Origin of the sequence: Pseudomonas sp. DCB_AW, from assembly GCF_026240895.1 — a bacterium.
GTDB lineage: Bacteria > Pseudomonadota > Gammaproteobacteria > Pseudomonadales > Pseudomonadaceae > Aquipseudomonas > Aquipseudomonas kermanshahensis.
Genome location: NZ_JAPFCE010000022.1, coordinates 44,359 through 64,329 on the forward strand (window position 1 = coordinate 44,359; position 19,971 = coordinate 64,329).

The 19,971-nt window shown below is 63.3% G+C and carries 18 protein-coding genes; 10 read left to right on the top strand and 8 right to left on the bottom strand.

The window, feature by feature from the left end:
• From OO306_RS14465 to OO306_RS14500, 8 genes are all read left to right on the top strand, one after another.
• Nucleotides 1-4,602 (top strand): NEL-type E3 ubiquitin ligase domain-containing protein, encoded by a 4,602-nt coding sequence (locus OO306_RS14465; RefSeq protein ID WP_265969142.1) that lies wholly within the window; start codon nt 1-3, stop codon nt 4,600-4,602.
• An 89-nt stretch (nt 4,603-4,691) separates the two neighbouring features.
• On the top strand, nt 4,692-6,338 hold the full coding sequence (locus tag OO306_RS14470; RefSeq protein ID WP_265969160.1) for an acyl-CoA synthetase: 1,647 nt from the start codon (nt 4,692-4,694) through the stop codon (nt 6,336-6,338).
• A 12-nt stretch (nt 6,339-6,350) separates the two neighbouring features.
• The gene (locus tag OO306_RS14475; protein WP_238216232.1) at nt 6,351-7,118 is read left to right on the top strand and encodes an SDR family NAD(P)-dependent oxidoreductase; all 768 of its coding nucleotides are present in this window, start codon (nt 6,351-6,353) and stop codon (nt 7,116-7,118) included.
• 12 nt (nt 7,119-7,130) lie between these two features.
• A complete protein-coding gene (locus OO306_RS14480; protein ID WP_238216230.1) occupies nt 7,131-8,324 on the top strand; it encodes an acetyl-CoA C-acyltransferase in 1,194 nt (397 codons plus the stop codon).
• Nucleotides 8,325-8,332: 8 nt separating this feature from the next.
• A complete protein-coding gene (locus OO306_RS14485) occupies nt 8,333-9,460 on the top strand; it encodes an acyl-CoA dehydrogenase (RefSeq protein ID WP_027596554.1) in 1,128 nt (375 codons plus the stop codon).
• 13 nt (nt 9,461-9,473) lie between these two features.
• Nucleotides 9,474-10,247 (top strand): enoyl-CoA hydratase, encoded by a 774-nt coding sequence (locus OO306_RS14490; RefSeq protein ID WP_099429973.1) that lies wholly within the window; start codon nt 9,474-9,476, stop codon nt 10,245-10,247.
• 523 nt (nt 10,248-10,770) lie between these two features.
• Nucleotides 10,771-11,175: a TraR/DksA C4-type zinc finger protein gene (locus OO306_RS14495; RefSeq protein WP_027596552.1), complete on the top strand. Its 405-nt coding sequence runs from the start codon at nt 10,771-10,773 to the stop codon at nt 11,173-11,175.
• Nucleotides 11,176-11,356: 181 nt separating this feature from the next.
• Nucleotides 11,357-11,551, top strand: a complete 195-nt coding sequence (locus OO306_RS14500; RefSeq protein ID WP_027596551.1) for a hypothetical protein — start codon at nt 11,357-11,359, stop codon at nt 11,549-11,551.
• A gap of 6 nt (nt 11,552-11,557) precedes the next feature.
• Here OO306_RS14500 and OO306_RS14505 read toward each other — a convergent pair whose 3' ends face one another.
• A complete protein-coding gene (locus tag OO306_RS14505; protein ID WP_238216314.1) occupies nt 11,558-11,755 on the bottom strand; it encodes a hypothetical protein in 198 nt (65 codons plus the stop codon).
• Nucleotides 11,756-12,061: 306 nt separating this feature from the next.
• On the opposite strand from OO306_RS14505, the gene OO306_RS14510 reads away from it, so the two are divergent.
• Nucleotides 12,062-12,532, top strand: a complete 471-nt coding sequence (locus tag OO306_RS14510; RefSeq protein ID WP_027596550.1) for a hypothetical protein — start codon at nt 12,062-12,064, stop codon at nt 12,530-12,532.
• Complete coding sequence (locus tag OO306_RS14515) at nt 12,529-12,741, top strand: hypothetical protein (protein WP_027596549.1); 213 nt, start codon at nt 12,529-12,531, stop codon at nt 12,739-12,741. The genes OO306_RS14510 and OO306_RS14515 overlap by 4 nt, the downstream gene beginning before the upstream one ends.
• Nucleotides 12,742-12,753: 12 nt before the next feature.
• On the opposite strand, the gene OO306_RS14520 is transcribed toward OO306_RS14515, so the two are convergent.
• The 7 genes from OO306_RS14520 to OO306_RS14550 form a co-directional block, all read right to left on the bottom strand.
• Complete coding sequence (locus OO306_RS14520; protein WP_027596548.1) at nt 12,754-13,119, bottom strand: Na+/H+ antiporter subunit G; 366 nt, start codon at nt 13,117-13,119, stop codon at nt 12,754-12,756.
• Entirely contained in the window at nt 13,116-13,394 is a 279-nt protein-coding gene (locus OO306_RS14525) for a K+/H+ antiporter subunit F (protein ID WP_003259015.1), read from the bottom strand. The genes OO306_RS14520 and OO306_RS14525 overlap by 4 nt, the downstream gene beginning before the upstream one ends.
• On the bottom strand, nt 13,391-13,879 hold the full coding sequence (locus OO306_RS14530) for a Na+/H+ antiporter subunit E (RefSeq protein WP_027596547.1): 489 nt from the start codon (nt 13,877-13,879) through the stop codon (nt 13,391-13,393). The genes OO306_RS14525 and OO306_RS14530 overlap by 4 nt, the downstream gene beginning before the upstream one ends.
• Complete coding sequence (locus OO306_RS14535; RefSeq protein WP_027596546.1) at nt 13,876-15,555, bottom strand: monovalent cation/H+ antiporter subunit D; 1,680 nt, start codon at nt 15,553-15,555, stop codon at nt 13,876-13,878. The genes OO306_RS14530 and OO306_RS14535 overlap by 4 nt, the downstream gene beginning before the upstream one ends.
• Nucleotides 15,552-15,896 carry a Na+/H+ antiporter subunit C gene (locus OO306_RS14540; protein ID WP_003250128.1) on the bottom strand — a complete coding sequence of 115 codons (345 nt, stop codon included), beginning with the start codon at nt 15,894-15,896 and terminating at the stop codon, nt 15,552-15,554. Before OO306_RS14540 ends, OO306_RS14535 begins: the two co-directional genes overlap by 4 nt.
• Complete coding sequence (locus tag OO306_RS14545) at nt 15,896-18,811, bottom strand: monovalent cation/H+ antiporter subunit A (RefSeq protein ID WP_099429970.1); 2,916 nt, start codon at nt 18,809-18,811, stop codon at nt 15,896-15,898. The genes OO306_RS14540 and OO306_RS14545 overlap by 1 nt, the downstream gene beginning before the upstream one ends.
• 150 nt (nt 18,812-18,961) lie before the next feature.
• Nucleotides 18,962-19,912, bottom strand: coding sequence for a DMT family transporter (locus tag OO306_RS14550; RefSeq protein WP_265969149.1), 951 nt, complete (start codon nt 19,910-19,912; stop codon nt 18,962-18,964).
• Nucleotides 19,913-19,971: the final 59 nt, after the last annotated feature.

The window sequence follows — 19,971 nt, forward strand, 5'->3', positions numbered from 1 at the left end:
GTGAGCCGCAGAGTTAGCGGCTCATCCACCACTGTGATCACCACCATGACCGAACCGACCCCAGACCTCCCGCGCCAACAGGCAACCGACGCCTTCATCGCGCAAACGCTGCCTGATTGGCTGAAAAACGCCGATCACGAACAGTTGCTGGCCCTGCGCAGCCGCTTCGACGCGCACATTCAGAGCCAACAGAAGATTCAGCAGACGTTTGCCCGGCTGCAGTCGATCGACACGTTCGCCACAGCGTTGCTACAAGAGCGGTTGCGCGTCGCCATGGAACTGAACATCACGTTAGCCAAAGCGCAATGGCGAGAGCAGCGTTTCAAGAAAGTCGATGATGCGCCAGCCACGCAGTTCGAACCCTACTTCGTGCGCCAGCCGGCCTTGCAGAGACTCATGCAGAACTTCAAGGCCGGAGAGTCGTTTTATCCAGATACTGGCCTGGTGTACCCGGACGACCCAGCGACGGGCGAGGCGGAGGAGGTGCTGACCACCTCGGGTGACACGCTGGTCGAGACCTGCCGGGCGCTGGATATTGGCAAGCAGTACCAGCAGCACCTCGACACGCTGATCGATGCCGACTGCATGGCCCTGATTGCCGAAGACAAGCGCTTGCAGCTGGCCTTGGCGATCGAAATCGCGGCGCTCAAAGAGCACCTACCGGACGATGACCTGGCGATGTTGCGGCGAATCCTGCAAGGCAAGCCACCGACGCACGCCCGCAGCAACCGCGCCTACGTAGGGGCGTTGACCGTGCTGGGCTGTCGGGTAGAGGGCGCCATCGCATTCGAGCGAATGGATGTCGCTCCCTTGTTCGGCTCTGGGTCTTCAACCGTGGTGACCGGTGTCATCCTGTATCTGCCAGACGATCCTGAACAGTCGCTGCGTGCCTATGGCACTTGGCGCGAGGCCAGCTTGGACCTTGGCAGGCGTCTGCGCGAGCCCGGCTATCAGCGGGCATTTAGCCAGCGCATCGCGTTAGCCGACCGCCCTGAATACCTGACCACCTTGAGTAAGCGCCTGGGCGATGCGCAGACCGATGCCCAGTGTGCTTGCGAAGAGATCCATGAGGCATTGTTCGCGACCTTGGCTGCACAACAGTTGCAGCGGATTCGCGACAACGCGGGGTTTATCGCGGTGCCCACCGCGCAGGTCGATGCCCGTGTCAGCGCCCAACGCCTGAAAACGCTGGAAGCGATAGGGATGGGCTTGCTCAACCTGGCCGGCCTGTTCGTACCCGTGATCGGTGAGGTGCTGGCGGCCGACATGATCGGCCAGACGCTGAAGGAGGTGTGCGAGGGGGTCGAGGACTGGCATCAAGGGCATCGCCATGAAGCCATCGAACACCTGCTGGGCGTGGCCGAAACGCTGGCGGTCGGCGCTGCGTTGGCTGGCGGTACCGCCGTGGTCGCCCGAGGCTTCACCCGCAGCGCGCAGGTCGATCAATTGTTGCCGGTACTCAACGATGGCGGAGCGCCGCGACTTTGGAGCTGGGATATCAGCCATTTCGAGGACAAGGCGCCGCCCGCCGACCTGCAGGCCCTGGACAACGGCTTGCTCGCCAAGGGGGACGGGCGCTGGTGGCGCAACGGCGATACCTACTACCCAGTCAGGCCGGTGCCTGGGCGCAGTGCCTGGCAGCTGCGCCACCCGCAACGGGAGGCGAGCTTCGGCCCGGTGCTGGAGTTTAACGGCGAGCGCAGCTGGCGCTTGCCGACCGAGCGACCCCTGGCATGGCAAGGGGAGGGGCTGCTGTTGGGGCGCCTTTGGCCGCCGGCGGCAGCGCTGAGCGAGCAACGTATCGGGCAGATTCTCAAGGTGGCCGATGTCGACCAGGAACACCTGCGCGGGCTGTTGGTGGAGGCCCGGCCGTTACCGGTGGCGTTGCGTGACACGGTCGAACGGTTTGCCGTGGAGGCGCGCACCGAGGCGTTCTTCACGCAATTGGCCGAAGGCCAGCCCGCAGATGCCCCCCTGTGGCAGTGGTGTATGGACAGCTTGCGCATCGAAGCGTTGTCTTTGGAGGAGCAACGCCTGGAACTGCTGGATGACGCGGCAGATTTGAGGGAGCAACTGCTGGAACATTTTTCGCGCCAATATCTGGCAACAGACCCATTGTTGCCGTTGATCCAGAGGGACTTCAACGGCCTGCCTGACGCCTACGCGCTCGATGTGCTCAAGTCGGCAACCGACACCGAGCGCCAGTGGATGCTGAGGGAGGACCGCATCCCCTTACCGGTTGCCGAAAAGGCCCGTGAGCATTTGCAACTGGCGCGGCTGACGCGCATGCGTGAAGGCCTGTACCTCAAGGGCAGCTATCACCCCGATACAATCAAACTGGTATTTGCGCTGTTGCGCCAGCAGGCCAACCTGACGGGGGCGGTCGACTTGGAATTGCGCGAAGGCTCAGATGTCGGCCGGTTATTGGCGCAATTGCAGCCGGACAAGGGCTCGGAATATGTCACCACGGTGTTGGTGAAGTGCCCTGGCGGGTTCAAGTGCTATGACGCGCAGGGGCGTGAAGTGGATATCGACCGGCGCGACCCCGTCGATATCGCCGACGTGTTGGCCAGGCACCTGGCCCCTGGTGATCGTGCTCGCCTGACCTGGGATGGCAGCCAGGCCCCTGAGCAAATCCGCAATGCACTGCGTAGCTGGTTGCCTCGCGAGCGTCAGGCGCTGGCCGACCTCATCGGGTTGCGCGAGATCAAGCCTACGCGCAGTCCTTTGCGAAGGCTTGCCGATGGGCGAATCGGTTACCTGCTCAACGGGCGTGATGAACTGCCTGATTCGCTCCGGCAAGACCTGGTCGGAGCGGTGGGGGATTTGTTCCCGTCCTTCCGCGCACTGGAAGTGGACCGCTACGTGTCGGTATTGCTCGAATCGCCGGAGACCGCGTATGCCGCGATGATCCGGCTGTACAGGGAATATATGGGAATGGACCGGGCTCTGCATGCCTGGATGTTGGACGTGCCGCCCGGCAACTTGCGTGGCGCGCGTCATCATGTGGCCAGCATGTTGCGCCGCAGTTGGCGCCTGGAAGGGCTGCGCATCGATGCCCAAGGCGCGAGTCGGGAGTATCGGCGCTTGAGCCTGGTCGGGATTGAGGTCGGGAGCTTGCCCACATTGCCTGTCGGCACGCAGTTCGGTCATGTCACCGACCTGGGCTTGATCGGCCTGCGCCTGCAGACGTTGCCACAAGGTTTTCTGCGCTGCTTCACGGGGCTGCGATTACTCAATCTCAGCAATAATGCCCTGACTACGCTGCCAGCGGAGATCGCCGAGCTGAATCTGCTGAGCAGCCTGCGTGTGTCACACAACCGCATCCGCATGACCGAGGCGTTAGCGACCAGCCTGAGTGGGTTGTCGCAGTTGGACACGCTGGACCTGAGCTTCAACCGCTTGGGCGGCGTCAGCCTGCAATTGGGTGAGTTGGCACACCTCAGGGTGCTGAACGTGCGGCGGACCAACCTGCAGACCGTACCCGTCGGGCTTGAGCGTTGTGTACAGCTGGAGTCGGCCAACCTGCGTGACAACCACATCGCCCACGTGCGGCAAAGCATGTTCGCCATGCCCTTGCAGCGTCGTCGCGCGGTACTGCTGGAGAACAACCCGCTGGCACTGGCCGAGCGTGAACGTTTTCATGCCGTCAACCCACTGCCGGCCCTACCGCCAGAGCCTGCCGAGAACTTTGCGCAAGCCCGGGCGCAATGGCTGGAGCAATTGGATGAGCCCGCCAGGGCTGGCCGCGAGCTGCAGTGGAATGCATTGCAGGCCCTTGATGAAAGTTCTGAGTTTTTCAGTTTGCTGAGGGCGTTGACCCTGACCAGCGACTTCCGGCGCGAACCCCAGGACCTGGCGCGCCGGGTATGGACGGTGATCGCGGCGGCCAGCGAGGATGCGGCCTTGCGTGATGAGCTGTTTGAAACGGCCTCTTCACGTGGCTGTGTGGACAGCGTGATCTCGTGTTTCAGTGCGCAGGAGGTGGGCGTCATGGTGGCGCAGGCGATGCGCGCCGAAGGGGCTCCGGCGCAGCAAGGCGCCTTGCTTGAACTGGCTTCAGGCCTGTTCCGGCTGGAGCAAGTCGAGGCCCAGGCACGTTTGGACATCGAGCGACGCGTGGCGCTGGAGGAGGACAGGTTGCGCAACGCCGGGCTGGAAGAGGCCGACGCGGCAGGGCGCGCCCGTGACAGCGTGGACGAAATCGAGGTCAGCCTGGCCTATCGGATCGGCCTGGCGCGTGTGTTGGGCCTTCCGGGTCAGCCAAGGACCATGCAGTTCGAGCAAATGGCCGGGGTCAACCAGCAGCAGCTCGACAACGCCGCAGCGTCTGTGCGCTGGGCGCAAAACACCGATGCACTGGTGAACTACATCAGTGAACGGGATTTCTGGGTCACCTACCTGAGGGCACGTCATGACGATGACTTCGTCCAGCTCAGGCAGCCGTTCGATGAGCAAACGGAAGCAGAAAGCCCACTCGATGCAGCACGTGGGAGGCAGATCCAGAATGCATACGATGAGGCTGAACGGCGGCTGATCCTGCGCCTGACGCGCAAGGCCCTGAGCGAACAGGCCTCAGGCCAAACCGCTCATCACGATTGAGCAATTAGGCCATTGCCGAGCGGCAGGTGTAGCGACACCATCGTCAGATAACGGGTGCACTCCAACAATAAAAAGCCAGGAGTCTGATGATGCGTAACTACGCCGAGGCCGCTCGTGCCTTCGACCATGCCCAGGCCGCCGCTGATGCCCTGCAGGGCGATCTGTCTGCGCTCAACGCCTGCGTCGAATGCTGCGACCGCCATGTGGGCCGCGATAAGCTCGCGCTGCTGTGGGTGAACCGCGACGGCGAAAACCAGCCGTTCACATTCGATACGCTGTGCGAGCAGGCCGCGCGCTTTGCCAACGTGCTCAAGGCCCAGGGTGTAAAAGCGGGAGACCGCGTTGCCGGCCTGATGCCGCGTACCCCGCAGTTGCTGGTGACCATCCTTGCCACGTGGCGCCTGGGTGCTGTGTATCAGCCGCTGTTTACTGCGTTCGGGCCCAAGGCCATTGAGCATCGCCTGGAACAGTCCGGGGCCAAGGTGGTGGTTACCGACAGCCAGAACCGCGCCAAGCTGGATGAGGTGCACGGTTGCCCAACAATCATCAGCGTGCAGGCTCGCGTCGGCGAGCTGGACTTCCAGCAGAGCCTGGACAGCGCCGCCGAGCACTGCCCGCCGGTCATGCGCTCGGGCGATGACCCTTTCCTGTTGATGTTCACCTCCGGCACTACAGGCCCGGCCAAACCTCTCGAAGTGCCGCTGCGCGCGATCGTTGCCTTCCAGGGTTACATGCGCGACGCCATCGACCTGCGGCCGGAAGACAACTTCTGGAACTTGGCCGATCCGGGCTGGGCCTATGGGCTTTACTACGCGGTCACCGGCCCGCTGGCGCTGGGCCATGCCACGACGTTCTACGATGGCCCGTTCAGCGTTGAAAGCTGCGCGCGGATCATCGACCAGTTTGGCATCACCAACCTGGCCGGTTCGCCAACCGCGTACCGCCTTTTGATCGCTGCAGGCAGCGAATTTTCCGCACCGATCAAAGGCCGCCTGCGGGTGGTCAGCAGCGCCGGCGAGCCGCTCAACCCAGAGGTGATCCGCTGGTTCGCCGACGAGCTTGGGGTAACCATTCATGACCATTATGGGCAGACCGAACTGGGCATGGTGCTGTGCAACCACCATGGCCTGGAGCACCCGGTGCACCTGGGGTCTGCCGGCTTCGCCATCCCCGGGCACCGCATCGTGGTGCTGGACGAGCAGGGCGCGGAGCTGCAGCCTGGCCAGCCCGGCATCCTCGCCGTGGACCGCGAGCAGTCGCCGTTGTGCTGGTTTGGTGGTTACCACGGCGTGCCGACCAAAGCCTTCGTCGGCAAGTATTACCTCAGCGGCGACACGGTCGAACTGAATGCCGATGGCAGCATCAGCTTCGTGGGCCGCAGCGACGACGTGATCACCACCTCCGGCTACCGGGTTGGCCCCTTCGACGTGGAGAGCGCGCTGATCGAGCACCCGGCAGTGGTCGAGGCGGCGGTGGTCGGCAAGCCCGACCCTGAACGTACCGAGCTGATCAAAGCGTTCGTCGTCCTGGCCAAAGGCGTGGAGGGCACCCCCGAGCTGGAAGAAACCCTGCGCCAGCACGTGCGCAAGCGGCTGTACGCCCACGCCTACCCCCGCGAAATCGAATTCGTCAGCGAGCTGCCCAAGACCCCGAGCGGCAAGCTGCAACGCTTCATCCTGCGCAACCAGGAAATCGCCAAACAACAGGCCCAACTGGCCGCTCACGCCAGTGCCTAAAGGAACGACACCATGCAAATAGCCAACAAACACTTTATCGTCAGTGGCGCCGCATCCGGGCTGGGTGCCGCCACCGCACAGATGCTGATCGAGGCCGGTGCCAAGGTCATGCTGGTCGACCTCAATGCCCAGGCGGTTGAAGCCAAGGCGCGTGAGCTGGGCGACAACGCCCGCTTCGCGGTCGCCGACATCAGCGACGAGCAGGCCGCCACGGCTGCGGTCGACGCCGCCGTCAGCGCGTTTGGCAGCCTGCATGGGCTGGTCAACTGCGCCGGTATCGTCGGCGCCGAGAAAGTCCTGGGCAAACAAGGCCCGCATGGCCTGGCCAGTTTCGCCAAGGTCATCAACGTCAACCTGATCGGCAGCTTCAACCTGCTGCGCCTGACGGCGGCAGCGATGGCCGAGGGGCCGGCGGATGAGCATGGCGAGCGCGGGGTGATCATCAATACCGCCTCTATCGCTGCCTATGACGGGCAGATCGGCCAGGCCGCCTACGCGGCCTCCAAGGGCGCCATTGCCAGCCTCACGCTGCCAACGGCCCGAGAGCTGGCGCGTTTCGGCATCCGCGTGATGACCATCGCCCCGGGCATTTTCGAAACCCCGATGATGGCCGGCATGACCCAGGAAGTGCGTGACTCGCTGGCCGCTGGGGTGCCGTTCCCGCCGCGCCTGGGCCGCCCTCAGGAATACGCTGCGCTGGCCCGCCACATCATCGAGAACAGCATGCTCAACGGCGAGGTGATCCGCCTCGACGGCGCGCTGCGCATGGCTGCCAAGTAAGGAGTAATGAACATGACCCTCGCCAACGACCCAATTGTCATCGTCAGCGCCGTGCGCACGCCTATGGGCGGCCTGCAGGGCGACCTCAAGAGCCTCACCGCACCGCAGCTGGGTGCCGCAGCGATTCGCGCTGCGGTCGAGCGCGCCGGCATCGAAGCCACCAGCGTCGAACAGGTACTGTTCGGTTGCGTGCTGCCGGCAGGCCTGGGCCAGGCCCCCGCGCGCCAGGCAGCGCTGGGCGCCGGCTTGGACAAACACACCACCTGCACCACCTTGAACAAGATGTGTGGTTCTGGCATGCAGGCCGCGATCATGGCCCATGACCTGCTGCTGGCCGGCAGCGCCGATGTGGTGGTGGCGGGCGGCATGGAGAGCATGACCAACGCGCCCTACCTGCTGGACAAGGCCCGGGGTGGCTACCGCATGGGCCATGGCAAGATCATCGACCATATGTTCATGGATGGCCTCGAAGACGCCTACGACAAAGGCCGTTTGATGGGCACCTTCGCCGAGGATTGCGCCCAGGCTGGCGCTTTCAGCCGCGAAGCCCAGGATGCCTTTGCCATCAGCTCGCTGACCCGTGCTCAGGACGCGATCAAGCAGGGCCGTTTTAGCGCCGAGATCGTTCCAGTGGAAGTCACTGAGGGCAAGGAAAAACGCGTCATCAAGGATGACGAGCAGCCGCCCAAGGCGCGCCTGGACAAGATCCCGCAGCTTAAACCGGCCTTCCGTGAAGGCGGTACGGTGACGGCCGCCAACGCCAGCTCGATTTCCGACGGCGCTGCTGCGCTGGTGCTGATGCGCCGCAGCGAAGCCGAAAAGCGCGGCTTGAAACCTTTGGCCGTGATCCATGGCCATGCGGCCTTTGCCGATGCGCCCGCGCTGTTCCCCACCGCTCCGATCGGGGCCATCGACAAACTGATGAAGCGCACCGGCTGGAACCTGGCCGAGGTGGACCTGTTCGAGATCAACGAAGCGTTTGCCGTGGTCACCCTGGCGGCCATGAAACACCTCGACCTGCCACACGACAAGGTCAATATCCATGGCGGTGCCTGCGCCTTGGGCCACCCGATCGGCGCCTCGGGCGCGCGCATTCTGGTGACCTTGCTGTCGGCCCTGCGCCAGAACAACCTGCGCCGCGGCGTGGCGGCCATCTGCATCGGCGGTGGCGAGGCCACGGCCATGGCCGTCGAATGCTTGTATTGAGGTGAACCATGTTGGTAACTGACGAGCAACAACAGATCGCCGACGCCGTGCGTGACTTTGCCCAGGAGCGGCTGCGCCCGTTCGCCGAACAGTGGGACAAGGCCCACCGCTTCCCGCGGGAAGCCATCGACGAGATGGCTGCCCTGGGCCTGTTCGGCATGCTGGTGCCGGAGCAGTACGGCGGCAGTGACACGGGCTATGTGGCGTACGCCATGGCCCTTGAAGAAATTGCCGCAGGCGATGGTGCCTGTTCGACCATCATGAGCGTGCACAACTCGGTGGGCTGCGTGCCCATCCTGAAATTCGGCACCGAGCAGCAGAAGCAGCAGTTTCTGGCCCCGCTGGCCAGCGGCGCGATGATCGGCGCCTTCGCCCTCACCGAGCCCCAAGCCGGCTCCGATGCCAGCAGCCTGAAGACCCGCGCACGCCTGGACGGCGACCACTACGTGCTCAACGGCAGCAAGCAGTTCATCACCTCCGGCCAGAATGCTGGCGTGGTCATCGTCTTCGCGGTCACTGACCCGGAGGCGGGCAAGCGTGGCATCACGGCGTTCATCGTGCCGACCGATTCGCCGGGCTACCAGGTTGCCAGGGTCGAGGACAAACTCGGCCAGCATGCCTCGGACACCTGCCAGATCGTCTTCGACAATGTGCGGGTGCCGGTCGCCAATCGCCTGGGCGAAGAGGGGCAGGGTTACAAGATTGCCCTGGCCAACCTTGAAGGGGGCCGTATTGGCATTGCGTCGCAGTCGGTCGGCATGGCCCGGGCGGCCTTCGAGGTGGCCCGCGACTATGCCAAGGAGCGGCAGAGCTTCGGCAAGCCGCTTATCGAGCACCAGGCCGTGGCCTTCCGCCTGGCCGACATGGCCACGCGCATTGCCGTGGCCCGGCAGATGGTGCTGCACGCCGCGGCCTTGCGTGATGCCGGGCGGCCGGCCTTGACGGAGGCGTCGATGGCCAAGCTGTTTGCCTCGGAAATGGCCGAAAAGGTCTGTTCGGACGCCTTGCAGACCCTGGGCGGTTATGGCTATCTGAGTGACTTCCCGCTGGAGCGGATCTACCGCGACGTTCGGGTCTGCCAGATTTACGAAGGCACCAGCGACATTCAGCGCATGGTCATTGCGCGCAATCTTTGAAGGAGCAGTCTGCATGGCATTCGAAACCATCCTGTTGGACATCCACGGCAAGGTCGGCCTGATCACCCTCAACCGGCCGCAGGCGCTCAATGCGCTCAATGCGCAGATCGTCGGCGAGATCAACCAGGCCCTGGACCAGCTCGAGCGTGACCCGAACATCGGCTGCGTGGTGCTGACCGGCTCGGCCAAGGCCTTTGCCGCAGGTGCCGATATCAAGGAAATGGCCGACCTCCAGTACCCTCAGATCTACGTCGACGACCTGTTCAGTGACGCAGACCGGATTGCCAATCGGCGCAAACCGATCATTGCGGCGGTGTCGGGCTTTGCCCTGGGCGGGGGGTGTGAGCTGGCGATGATGTGCGACTTCATTCTGGCAGCGGACAATGCCCGGTTCGGCCAGCCTGAGATCAACCTTGGGGTGTTGCCGGGCATGGGCGGCACCCAGCGGCTGACCCGCGCGGTGGGCAAGGCCAAGGCCATGGAACTGTGCCTGACGGGGCGCTTGATGGGCGCCGAGGAGGCCGAACGTGCCGGGCTGGTGGCGCGTGTGGTACCGCAGGCTGAGCTGGTCGAAGAAGCCCTGAAGGTGGCGGCGACCATCGCCAGCAAGTCGATCCCGGTGAGCATGATGGTCAAGGAAAGTGTCAACCGGGCCTTTGAAGTGACCCTGAGTGAGGGGGTGCGTTTCGAGCGTCGGGTGTTCCATGCGGCCTTTGCCACTGAAGACCAGAAGGAAGGCATGAGCGCTTTTATCGCCAAGCGCGAGGCACAGTTCAAGGATCGTTGAACCTGGCTGTAGGGTATGGCGTGAGGTGGGTGGCGTCTGGGAGATCGAGCGCCGCCCGCGCGGCGCATCGCGAGCAACGCTCGCTCCTACGTTTGTTTCGGGCCAATTATTCCTGGGGCATAGGCGCGCGTCCCCTTGGTGCACGCCTCAACACTGAGCCGTACAAACAAGGCGGTCGCGCGCGCTGGCACAGGCGTGACTGGCCCGAAATAGATGTAGGAGCAGCCTTGTGCTGCGAAGCGCCGCGCGAGCGGCGCTCTATCTCATGGCCGCTGCATAACCCAAGGCAGCCACCTGTCAGCCCAGACGCGCCCGCAACCCCTGCCACCCAAGCACCGACCAGCGGATTCTGGTCAATCGAATCAAATTCGCCTCCGATTGCAGTTGCTCCACGCGACGTGGCGCCTTAGACTGCCGCCCCCTGTAAAAGAGTGCCGGTTGGCGCTTGAAGAATTCCGCTGCCGATGCACTGGCGTCGGCGGCACCCGAATCGCCCAAATGCACATTTTTCATAGAGAAATCGATGACCAAGGAACAGTTGCTGGCCATGTCGGCCGATGACTACATGAACGCTGATCAGCTCGCCTTCTTCACTGGCCTGCTGCAGTCGATGAAAGTCGAAACCCATGAGCGCATCGAGTTGAGCCGTGCCACCATCGAGGGCCTGGACACTCCGTCGGACCCTGCTGACGTGGCTTCGGTAGAAGAAGAGCGTAGCTGGTTGGTCAATGCCATCGACCGCGACCAGCGTTTGCTGCCACAGCTTGAAATGGCGTTGGACCGTATCGCTGACGAGAGCTTCGGCTGGTGCGATGACAGTGGTGAGCCGATTGGCCTGAAGCGTTTGCTGATCAGCCCGACCACCAAGTACTGCATCGAAGCCCAGGAACGCCACGAGCAGCTCGACCGCCACCAGCGCCAGGTCTGATCGCGCGCAGTGCGTGAAGCCCCACGGAGCAATCCCTGGGGCTTTTTGCGTTTGTGCGTGATAGGCCCAGATTTGTTGCCTGTGGCGTAACACTGCTGTACCGAGATGCGCTGTTTCCTACGTGCAGGCAGGCGTATCATGGCTTTATCGTTAGGGTGCTAATTAAATTCCGGAGGGGATGATGAATAGCCGTGTCGATGTAGCCGTGATGATTGGCTCGGGGGTACCTGCCACTCTGCAGGCGCTGGGTAAGCGTATTTGTTGGGTGGTGCTGGTCAATGGCGAGCGCCGTGGCACGGCGTTCGCCACCCGTGACGAGGCCTTGGAGTGCCAGGCGGCGTGGATGCAGCAACTCAGAAAGGGCCTGGCCGCCTGACGGCCGTCATTGCTCCAGATGGCGGGCCAGTTCACACGCGTCCTGATGCCGGCAGCGAAACCCTTTGACCCGGCCCGTGGCGCTTTCGGTGACATGAAAGAAGCGGATACCTGCCGGTATGACAACGTAACGTGGCGTTGCATGAGTGCTGGCAATGTAAGAAATGTTCTTTGCCTCTCGACGGATTTCGGTGTTTTCGTGCATATTCCTTCCCCAGTAATGCGCTGATGGATTTCAGAGCCCGTTCTGTCGAGCGCTCTGCAACTACCTATCGCATCTTTTATGGCGGGTTTGTTGTCAGGCAATACGCTTCCCGCGTTGGGAATTTGCCGAAAACCTGCACTTAGGCCATATCTGGCAAGCCAGAGTAAAAATTCCTGCAGGCTGCAGTGCCAGCGGATACAGACATCAGCGCATCGCTTTATTACTCTTTTCGCCTATCGATATGTAATGGCCGTGCCTCACCGAGCGTGTGTGGGGGCGGGATGTAACCGATTGAGGATCACTTCATTGGCAGTCAGCACACTTGATACCCACGCCTTGTTCGCCTTGGGCGATTTGCGCGGTAAATTGGCCCAGCTGTTTCAGGGCCGCTTTGTTTATGTCACCGAACAAAGTCCTGAAGGCCTGTACATGGCCGAAATCGACACCGAAAGCGCATTGGTGGTCGATGACAAACAGCGTCTGGAACTGAAGGTTGGCGATCACTTCCGCGCTGCGGTATTGCCCAGCCGCGAGGGTGGCAAGCTGGAAATGCGCTTTCGAGACATCAAATTCAACGTCTACGGTGTTGGCGACTACGCCTTTGTTTCCGTGCCTGAAGGCGAGGGCGTCGTGTTGCGCGAAGGCAATGGCGTGATGCTGGTCTTTGCCGCGCAACAGCAAGTGCAGGAAGGGTTGGGTAAGCTGCTCAAGGCAGTGACTGGCAAAGTCGCGAAGTGGCGCAAGGGTGAGCTGACCACGTTCAAGGCCAGTGAATGACCGAGCGCGACAACGCGCCTGTGTCGCGTGCCGAGTTTCATCACCAGCACCAGGCGGATGCGCTAGCGCAAGCCGAACGGCTGTTGGCCCAACGTGAAGCGCTGCAAGGCGCTTGGCTGAACTGGGTGGCAGGCGAGCTCTATCGACTCAGCCCGCCACCGTATGCCGCCATGGTGCGGCGTGAGCTGCAGCGCCTCAGCCAGGGGTGAGGCTGCAACCGGTCAATGGCCGCGGTCGCTGCCGCTACTGACTTCTTCAGGTACCGCCTCTTTGGACATCCGCTTGCGAAACAGCGCAGCCCTGGCCAGCAAGAGTGTGGTGACCGGCACTGTGATCGACAACAGGATCGGGATCAGCCAGGCGTGCAGAACGGGCCCTTCTTTGAGCCACGAAAAGTAGATGATCGAGGCCAGGGCAACACACCATGCGCCAATGGTGGAGGCCAGCGCGGGTGGGTGCATGCGCTGAAAGTAATCCTTCAGGCGCACCAGGCCCACGGCACCGATCAGGGCGAACAGGCTGCCGATCAGCAGCAGCGCAGCGGTGACCAGTTCAAGCCAGAAGGGCAGTTGTAGCGCTTCGGTCATTCGATCACCTCACCACGTAGCAGGAACTTGGCCAGGGCGAACGAGCCGACAAAGCCGAACAGTGCAATCAGCAGGGCACCTTCGAAGTAGGTGTCGCTGGCATAACGGATCCCCAGTACCAGCATCGTCAGCATGGCCAGGATGTACAGGTAGTCCAGTGCCAGCACCCGGTCCTGGGCGGACGGGCCGCGGAACAACCGGATCAGTGCCAGGGCCATGGCCAGGGCGAAGATGAACAGGCTGGCGAGTACAGCGTTGGCGAGCAGGCCTGTCATTGGAAAATCTCCATCAGCGGGCGTTCGTAGGTGTGCTTGAAGTGCTCGATGAAGGCGGCTTCATCCTCAAGGTCGAACACATGCAGCAACAGCACGCTGCGGTCCAGCGCCAGTTCGGACCAGACCGTGCCAGGTACCACCGTGGTGATCATCGACAGGGCCGCCAAGCCATGGGCATCGCGCAGGGCCAGCGGAATGTGCACGAATGCCGAGCGCGGCGGCTGCTTGCCCGCACGCAGAACGCCACGGGCCACCAGCAGGTTGGACACGATCACATCCAGGCCGACCCGGCCAATCAACTTGGCAATTACCCAAGGCCGCTGCACATGGGCGTGCTGAGGGCGTAGGGGGGCCATTAGCAGAGGTGCAAAAATGCCGAGGATGGCACCCAGCAGCAGGTTGCCGGCGCTGACCGACAGGTTCAGCAGCAACCACAGGCCGAACAGCGAGACCGACAGCAGTGGGGCGGGAAACAGGCGTTTCATGGCAGTACCTCCACGTCGAGGGAGGTCGGGCCAGGGATGGGCCGAGCGGCCATCACCGCTTTGATGTAGGTATCGGGTGCCTGCAGGCTGGCCGCTGTGTCCTGGGTGTAGCGCAGCAGCGGCTCGGCCTTGAGGCTGAGGATGATGCACAGGCCCAGCAGGATGACGATCGGCAGGCATTCATAACGACGCAGCAGCGGCGAGGGGCGCTCTTCGGGCTTCCAGAAACGCTGGATGCCCACGCGGCCGAAGGCGATCAACGACGCCATGCCGGACAGCACCAGCAGTGCCACCAGGCCCCAACCTGCCGCTGTCAGCGGTTGCTCCGGCGCGATACCCAGCCCCAGCGGGTTGAACAGCGCGTTGATCAGGTTGAGTTTGCCGACGAAGCCCGACAGCGGCGGCATGCCGATGATCAGCAGCGCGCAGGCGATGAAGCTCAGGCCGAGGAAGGCCATGGTCCAGGGGATGATCTGGCCGATCACCACCTTTTGTTCATCATCGAGGTTGATGCCCTTGGGTGGGTGCAGCGATTCCAGGGGCGAAGGCATGGCATCTTCTTCGTCATCCAGCGGCGCTTCATTGGCTGAGCGCGAGCGCTCGACCAGCTCGGCGAGCAGGAACAACGCGCACAACGCCAGGGTCGAGTTGACCAGGTAGAACAAGGCCGCACCCGTTAACGCCGGCTGGGCAAAGCCGACGGCCGCGAGCAGGGTGCCGGCGGACACCAGGATGCTCAGTGCAGCCATGCGTTCCAGGCGCTGTGCGGCCAGTATCGAGACTGCGGCCACGGCCAGTGTGACCAGCCCCCCGTACACCAGCCACTCGCCGCCAAACTGCGCGGAGGCGCCGGCCTGCCCGGAGAACAGCAGCGTCCACAGGCGCAGCACGGCATACAGGCCGACTTTGGTCATGATCGCGAACAGCGCGGCAACCGGTGCGCTGGCCGAGGCGTAGGCCGGCACCAGCCAGAAATTCAGCGGCCAGATACCGGCCTTGGCCAGAAACGCCATGGCGAGGATGGCGGCGCCCGCATGCAGCAGGCCTCGGTCGGCCTCTGGCACCAGCGGGATCTTCAGCGCAAGGTCGGCCATGTTCAGGGTGCCTGTCACGCCATAGAGCATCGCCGCGCCCACCAGGAACAACGACGAAGCGAACAGGTTGATGGCGATATAGTGCAGGCCCGCCTTGACCCTGGCACGCCCCGAGCCATGCAGCAGCAAACCGTAGGACGCGGCCAGTAGCACCTCGAAGAACACGAACAGGTTGAACAGGTCGGCGGTCAGGAAGGCACCGTACAGCCCCATCAGCTGGATTTGGAACAGCGCGTGGAAGCTGGCGCCGGCACTGTCCCAACGGGCCCGGGCAAACAGCAGGGCGCTGAAGCCGATGATGCCGGTCAGGGTCAGCAGCAAGGCAGACAGGTGGTCCACCACCAGCACGATGCCAAACGGTGCAGGCCAGTTGCCCGGCAGGTAGACACCGATCGATTCGGCTTGGCCTTGGGTGCGGACCCACAGCAGCAGGCTGACCGCGATGGCCAGGCCGGCGAAGGTGGACAGCAGGTTAAGCCGCGCCTTGATCCGCCGGTGTTTCTCGCCCAGCAACAGCATGATTGCCGCCGTGATGAGGGGCAGCAGGATGGGCGCGACGATCAGTTGACTCATACCACTCATTCGTCACGCTCCCGGCCATCGACGTGGTCGGTACCGGTCAAGCCGCGCGAGGCTAGCAGCACGACCAGAAACAGCGCGGTCATGGCGAAGCTGATGACGATGGCGGTCAGCACCAACGCCTGGGGGAGCGGGTCGGTGTAGTGCAGCAAATCTTGGGTGACGCCGTCCTTGATGATCGGTTCCTTGCCGATGAACAGGCTGCCCATGCTGAAGATGAACAGGTTGACCCCGTACGACAACAGGCACAGGCCCATGATCACCTGGTAGGTCCGTGGGCGCAGGATCAACCACACCCCGGAGGCGGCCAGTACACCGATGGCGACTGCAATGACTTCTTCCATCAGGCGGCTCCTGCTTGGCTGGATTTCGACGGGTTGCCCGGGCGGTAGGCGCGCACCGATTGGTGCGCCAGGGCAGTGAGGATCAGCAGGGTCGAGCCGACCACCACGGTGTACACGCCGACGTCGAAGAACAGCGCGCTGGCCACATGCACATCACCCAGCACGGGCAGGTGCAAGTGGGCGGTGTGCGTGGTCAGGAAGGGGTAGCCGAGCAGCATGGCGCCTACCCCGGTCAGGGTCGCGCAGAGCAGGCCGGTGCCCATCCAGCGCAGCGGGCGCAGGCTCATCTGCGCTTCGACCCACTGGGTACCGGCGACCATGTACTGCAGGATGAACGCCACCGACATCACCAGGCCTGCGACAAAGCCGCCGCCCGGCTGGTTGTGGCCGCGCATGAACAGGTACATCGATACCAGCAGGGCGATCGGCAGCAACAGCCGCACCAGCACCGCAGGCACCATCATGAAGCCTAGCGCGGTGTCCGTAGCGTGGCGCGGGTTGATCAGGTCAGTGACCACGTCGGGCGCCAGCTGGCGTTGCTGGGCGGGCAGTTGCATGCTCTCTTTGGGTGGGCGGAAGCGTCGCAGCAGGGCGAATACGGTCAGGGCCACGGCGACCAGCACGGTGATTTCACCGAGGGTGTCGAAGCCACGGAAATCGACCAGCATCACATTGACCACATTGGTGCCGCCGCCCTGCGGCAGGGCGCGGCTCAGGTAGAACGAAGAAATGTCGTTGGGGGTCGGCCGGGTCAGCATGGCATAGGACAGAATCGCCATGCCGCCGCCCACCAGCACGGCCAGCAACAGGTCGCGCAGGCGACGCATGCGGGCGCGCTCCAGGCTGCCGGGCAGCGGCGACACGCCCTCGATACGGCGCGGCAGCCAGCGCAGGCCGAGCAGGATCAGCACGGTGGTGACCACTTCCACAACCAGTTGAGTCAGGGCCAGGTCGGGCGCCGAGAACCAGACGAAGGTGATGCAGGTCATCAGGCCGCAGACACTGACCATGATCAAGGCGGCCAGGCGGTGATACTTGGCTTGGTAGGCGGCGCCGATGGCGCAGGCGATGGCGATCAGCCAGAGTGCGACAAATACACCGGAGCCCGGGATTTTCGGGCGCTCGCCCCAGGTCAGGCCGCTGTAGAGCATGGGCGTGAGACCGGCCAGAAACGCCGCCAGCACCAGCATGAACAACTGCGATTGCAGGCGGCGCGTGGTCAGCAGGTTTTCGATTCGCCGGGCCAGCAGCATCAGGTGGACCTGGCCATGCTCGAACAGGCGCTTGCCATTGAAGCGCTCGATCAGCGGCGGATAAGGGAAGCGCCCCAGGCGCAACTGCTTGCGCAGCAGCAGGTACAGCACGATCCCGCCGCTCATGGCGATCAGGCTCATGATCAAGGGTGCATTCCAGCCGTGCCAGATGGCCAGGCTGTATTCCGGTAACGTACCGCCCACCACCGGCAGGGCTGCCGCCGCCAGCAGCGGGCCTACCGACTGCGCGGGGAAAATACCGACCACCAGGCAGGTGAGCACCAGCAACTCGACCGGCGCACGCATCCAGCGCGGCGGTTCGTGGGGAGTATGGGGCAGGTCCTGGGCAGGTGGCCCGAAGAACACATCGACCGTGAAGCGCAGGGCGTAGGCCACGCTGAATGTACCGGCCAGGGTGGCGATTACCGGCAGGGCGGTTTCGACCCAGGCGGTGGAGCTGATGAATACCGTTTCGGCGAAGAACATCTCTTTGGACAGGAAGCCGTTCATCAGCGGCACGCCGGCCATCGAAGCGCTGGCTACCATGGCCAGGGTCGCGGTGTAGGGCACCAGGCGGATCAGGCCGCTAAGCCGTCGGATATCGCGTGTGCCGCTCTCGTGGTCGATGATGCCGGCGGCCATGAACAGCGAGGCCTTGAAGGTGGCATGGTTGAGAATATGGAACACCGCGGCGACCGCGGCCAGTGGGCTGTTGAGGCCCAGCAGCAGAGTGATCAGGCCCAGGTGGCTGATGGTGGAGTAGGCCAGCAGGCCCTTGAGGTCGTTCTGGAACATCGCGGCGAAGGCGCCGAGCAGCAACGTGATGGCGCCGGCGCCGCCGACGATCCAGAACCACTCCTCGCTGCCTGACAGCACAGGCCAAAGCCGCGCCAGCAGGAACACCCCGGCCTTGACCATGGTTGCCGAATGCAGATAGGCGGAGACCGGCGTGGGCGCTGCCATTGCGTGGGGCAGCCAGAACTGGAAGGGGAACTGCGCACTCTTGCTCAAGGCGCCAATCAGGATCAAAGGCAGCAGCACCGGGTACAGCGCGTGCTGGCGGATGAGGTCGCCGGCAGCCAGGACCTTGTCCAGGTCGTAGCTGCCGACCACATGGCCCAGTAGTAGCGCCCCGACCAGCAAGCACAGGCCGCCGGCACCGGTGACCATCAGCGCCATGTAGGCGCCGCGGCGGGCATCGGCGCGGTGGTGCCAATAGCCGATCAGCAGGAACGAGAACAGGCTGGTCAGCTCCCAGAAGAACACCAGCTGGATCAGGTTACCGGAGATCACCAGGCCCAGCATGGCGCCCATGAACGCGAGGAAGAAGGCGAAGAAGCGCGGTACCGGATCCTGCGGCGACATGTAGTAGCGGGCGTACAGCGACACCAGTGTGCCGATGCCCAGTACCAGCAGCGAGAACAGCCAGGCGAAGCCGTCCATGCGCAATACAAGGTTCAACCCCAGGCTGGGCAGCCAGAGGAATTCCTCGCGAATCACGCCACCGTGGGCAACTTGGGGGTACAGCAGTGCTACCTGGACCGTACCGACCAAGGCGACAAGCCCGGCGAGTATGGACTCGGCGTTTCGTGCGTTGTGCGGCAGCACGGCTGCCAGGCAACTGCCCACGAACGGCAGAAGCAATAGCACTATCAAGGACATAGCGTTCTATTCTGGAGAGGTTTGCCAAGGATCATACGTGCCGAGCAGTTGATCACCAACACGCAAGCTGTCGCAGAATCGTACAAATACGGTGTTACAAGGTATTTTTTTATAACAGTTTTTTACAAAGCATAGCTGGAGTTGGCGGGTTTACAGGCCTGTTTGGTGCTCGGCTTCATCCTGCGCTTCGCGCGTTGTGGCGCTTTCGCGGGGGCGGCGCACCTTCAATTCGCTGACCACCACGGCGATCACGATCAGCAGCCCGCCAATCAACGCCACACCGGGCAGACGCTCGCCGGCGATGCGCCCGACGATCCCGGCCCACACAGGCTCGCCCGCATAGATCAGCGTGGCGCGGGTGGGTGAAACCGACTTTTGTGCCCAGTTCATGGCCAGCTGGATCACTGCGCTCATGGCGCCGAGCCCCACCGCACTCATCACCAACAGCCAGGAAAAGTCGGGGAGGCGCTCCTGGGTCGGCACGATCATCAGGAATGACAGCAACGACGCGGTGGCCAGCTGCACCACGGTCACGCGGCGCACATCGACCTGGCCGGCATAGCGGCTGATCAGGATGATCTCGCCGGCGATGGCGATGGCGCTGACCAGGGTCACCATCTCGCCTTCGCTGAAGTGCAAGCTGCCGCCTTCCGGCCCTGCCAGCAACATCAGGCCAAGGAATGCCAGGCAGATGCCGAGGCTCGGCATCAGGCCGGGGCGACGGCCAAGCACCAGCCATTGCAACAACGGCACGAAGGGTACATACAGCGCGGTGATGAACGCGGACTGGCTGCTGCTGATGGTTTGCAGGCCCATGGTCTGCAAGCCGTAGCCGAGCATGATCGAGACGCCGATCAGTACGCCCGCCTTGAGTTCGGTAAAGGTCAGCCCCGACAGCGCGCGTGCCGAGATCGCGCCAACGAACAACGCCGCCGCAGCAAAGCGCAGGCCGACGAAGAACATCGGGCCGCTGACCGTCATCACGTTATGCACCAGCAAGAAGGTGCCACCCCACAGCATGGTGATGAACACCAGCATCAGTTCGGCTTTGCTCAGGCGCAAAGAAACGCGTGTATTGGGCTTGTAGGTGGGCTGGCTCATGGTCTTGCGCACTCGGAGGGGGCGGCGCACAATCTGCGCAAAGTGGGCAGTATACTGCG

What these genes read in the sequence shown, in the direction of transcription:
- OO306_RS14470 (WP_265969160.1), top strand. Translation starts at nt 4,692, where the DNA reads ATGCGTAACTACGCCGAGGCCGCTCGTGCCTTCGACCATGCCCAGGCC.
- OO306_RS14475 (WP_238216232.1), top strand. Translation starts at nt 6,351, where the DNA reads ATGCAAATAGCCAACAAACACTTTATCGTCAGTGGCGCCGCATCCGGG.
- OO306_RS14480 (WP_238216230.1), top strand. Translation starts at nt 7,131, where the DNA reads ATGACCCTCGCCAACGACCCAATTGTCATCGTCAGCGCCGTGCGCACG.
- OO306_RS14485 (WP_027596554.1), top strand. Translation starts at nt 8,333, where the DNA reads ATGTTGGTAACTGACGAGCAACAACAGATCGCCGACGCCGTGCGTGAC.
- OO306_RS14490 (WP_099429973.1), top strand. Translation starts at nt 9,474, where the DNA reads ATGGCATTCGAAACCATCCTGTTGGACATCCACGGCAAGGTCGGCCTG.
- OO306_RS14495 (WP_027596552.1), top strand. Translation starts at nt 10,771, where the DNA reads ATGACCAAGGAACAGTTGCTGGCCATGTCGGCCGATGACTACATGAAC.
- OO306_RS14500 (WP_027596551.1), top strand. Translation starts at nt 11,357, where the DNA reads ATGAATAGCCGTGTCGATGTAGCCGTGATGATTGGCTCGGGGGTACCT.
- OO306_RS14505 (WP_238216314.1), bottom strand. Translation starts at nt 11,755, where the DNA reads ATGCACGAAAACACCGAAATCCGTCGAGAGGCAAAGAACATTTCTTAC.
- OO306_RS14515 (WP_027596549.1), top strand. Translation starts at nt 12,529, where the DNA reads ATGACCGAGCGCGACAACGCGCCTGTGTCGCGTGCCGAGTTTCATCAC.
- OO306_RS14520 (WP_027596548.1), bottom strand. Translation starts at nt 13,119, where the DNA reads ATGACCGAAGCGCTACAACTGCCCTTCTGGCTTGAACTGGTCACCGCT.
- OO306_RS14525 (WP_003259015.1), bottom strand. Translation starts at nt 13,394, where the DNA reads ATGACAGGCCTGCTCGCCAACGCTGTACTCGCCAGCCTGTTCATCTTC.
- OO306_RS14530 (WP_027596547.1), bottom strand. Translation starts at nt 13,879, where the DNA reads ATGAAACGCCTGTTTCCCGCCCCACTGCTGTCGGTCTCGCTGTTCGGC.
- OO306_RS14535 (WP_027596546.1), bottom strand. Translation starts at nt 15,555, where the DNA reads ATGAGTGGTATGAGTCAACTGATCGTCGCGCCCATCCTGCTGCCCCTC.
- OO306_RS14540 (WP_003250128.1), bottom strand. Translation starts at nt 15,896, where the DNA reads ATGGAAGAAGTCATTGCAGTCGCCATCGGTGTACTGGCCGCCTCCGGG.
- OO306_RS14545 (WP_099429970.1), bottom strand. Translation starts at nt 18,811, where the DNA reads ATGTCCTTGATAGTGCTATTGCTTCTGCCGTTCGTGGGCAGTTGCCTG.
- OO306_RS14550 (WP_265969149.1), bottom strand. Translation starts at nt 19,912, where the DNA reads ATGAGCCAGCCCACCTACAAGCCCAATACACGCGTTTCTTTGCGCCTG.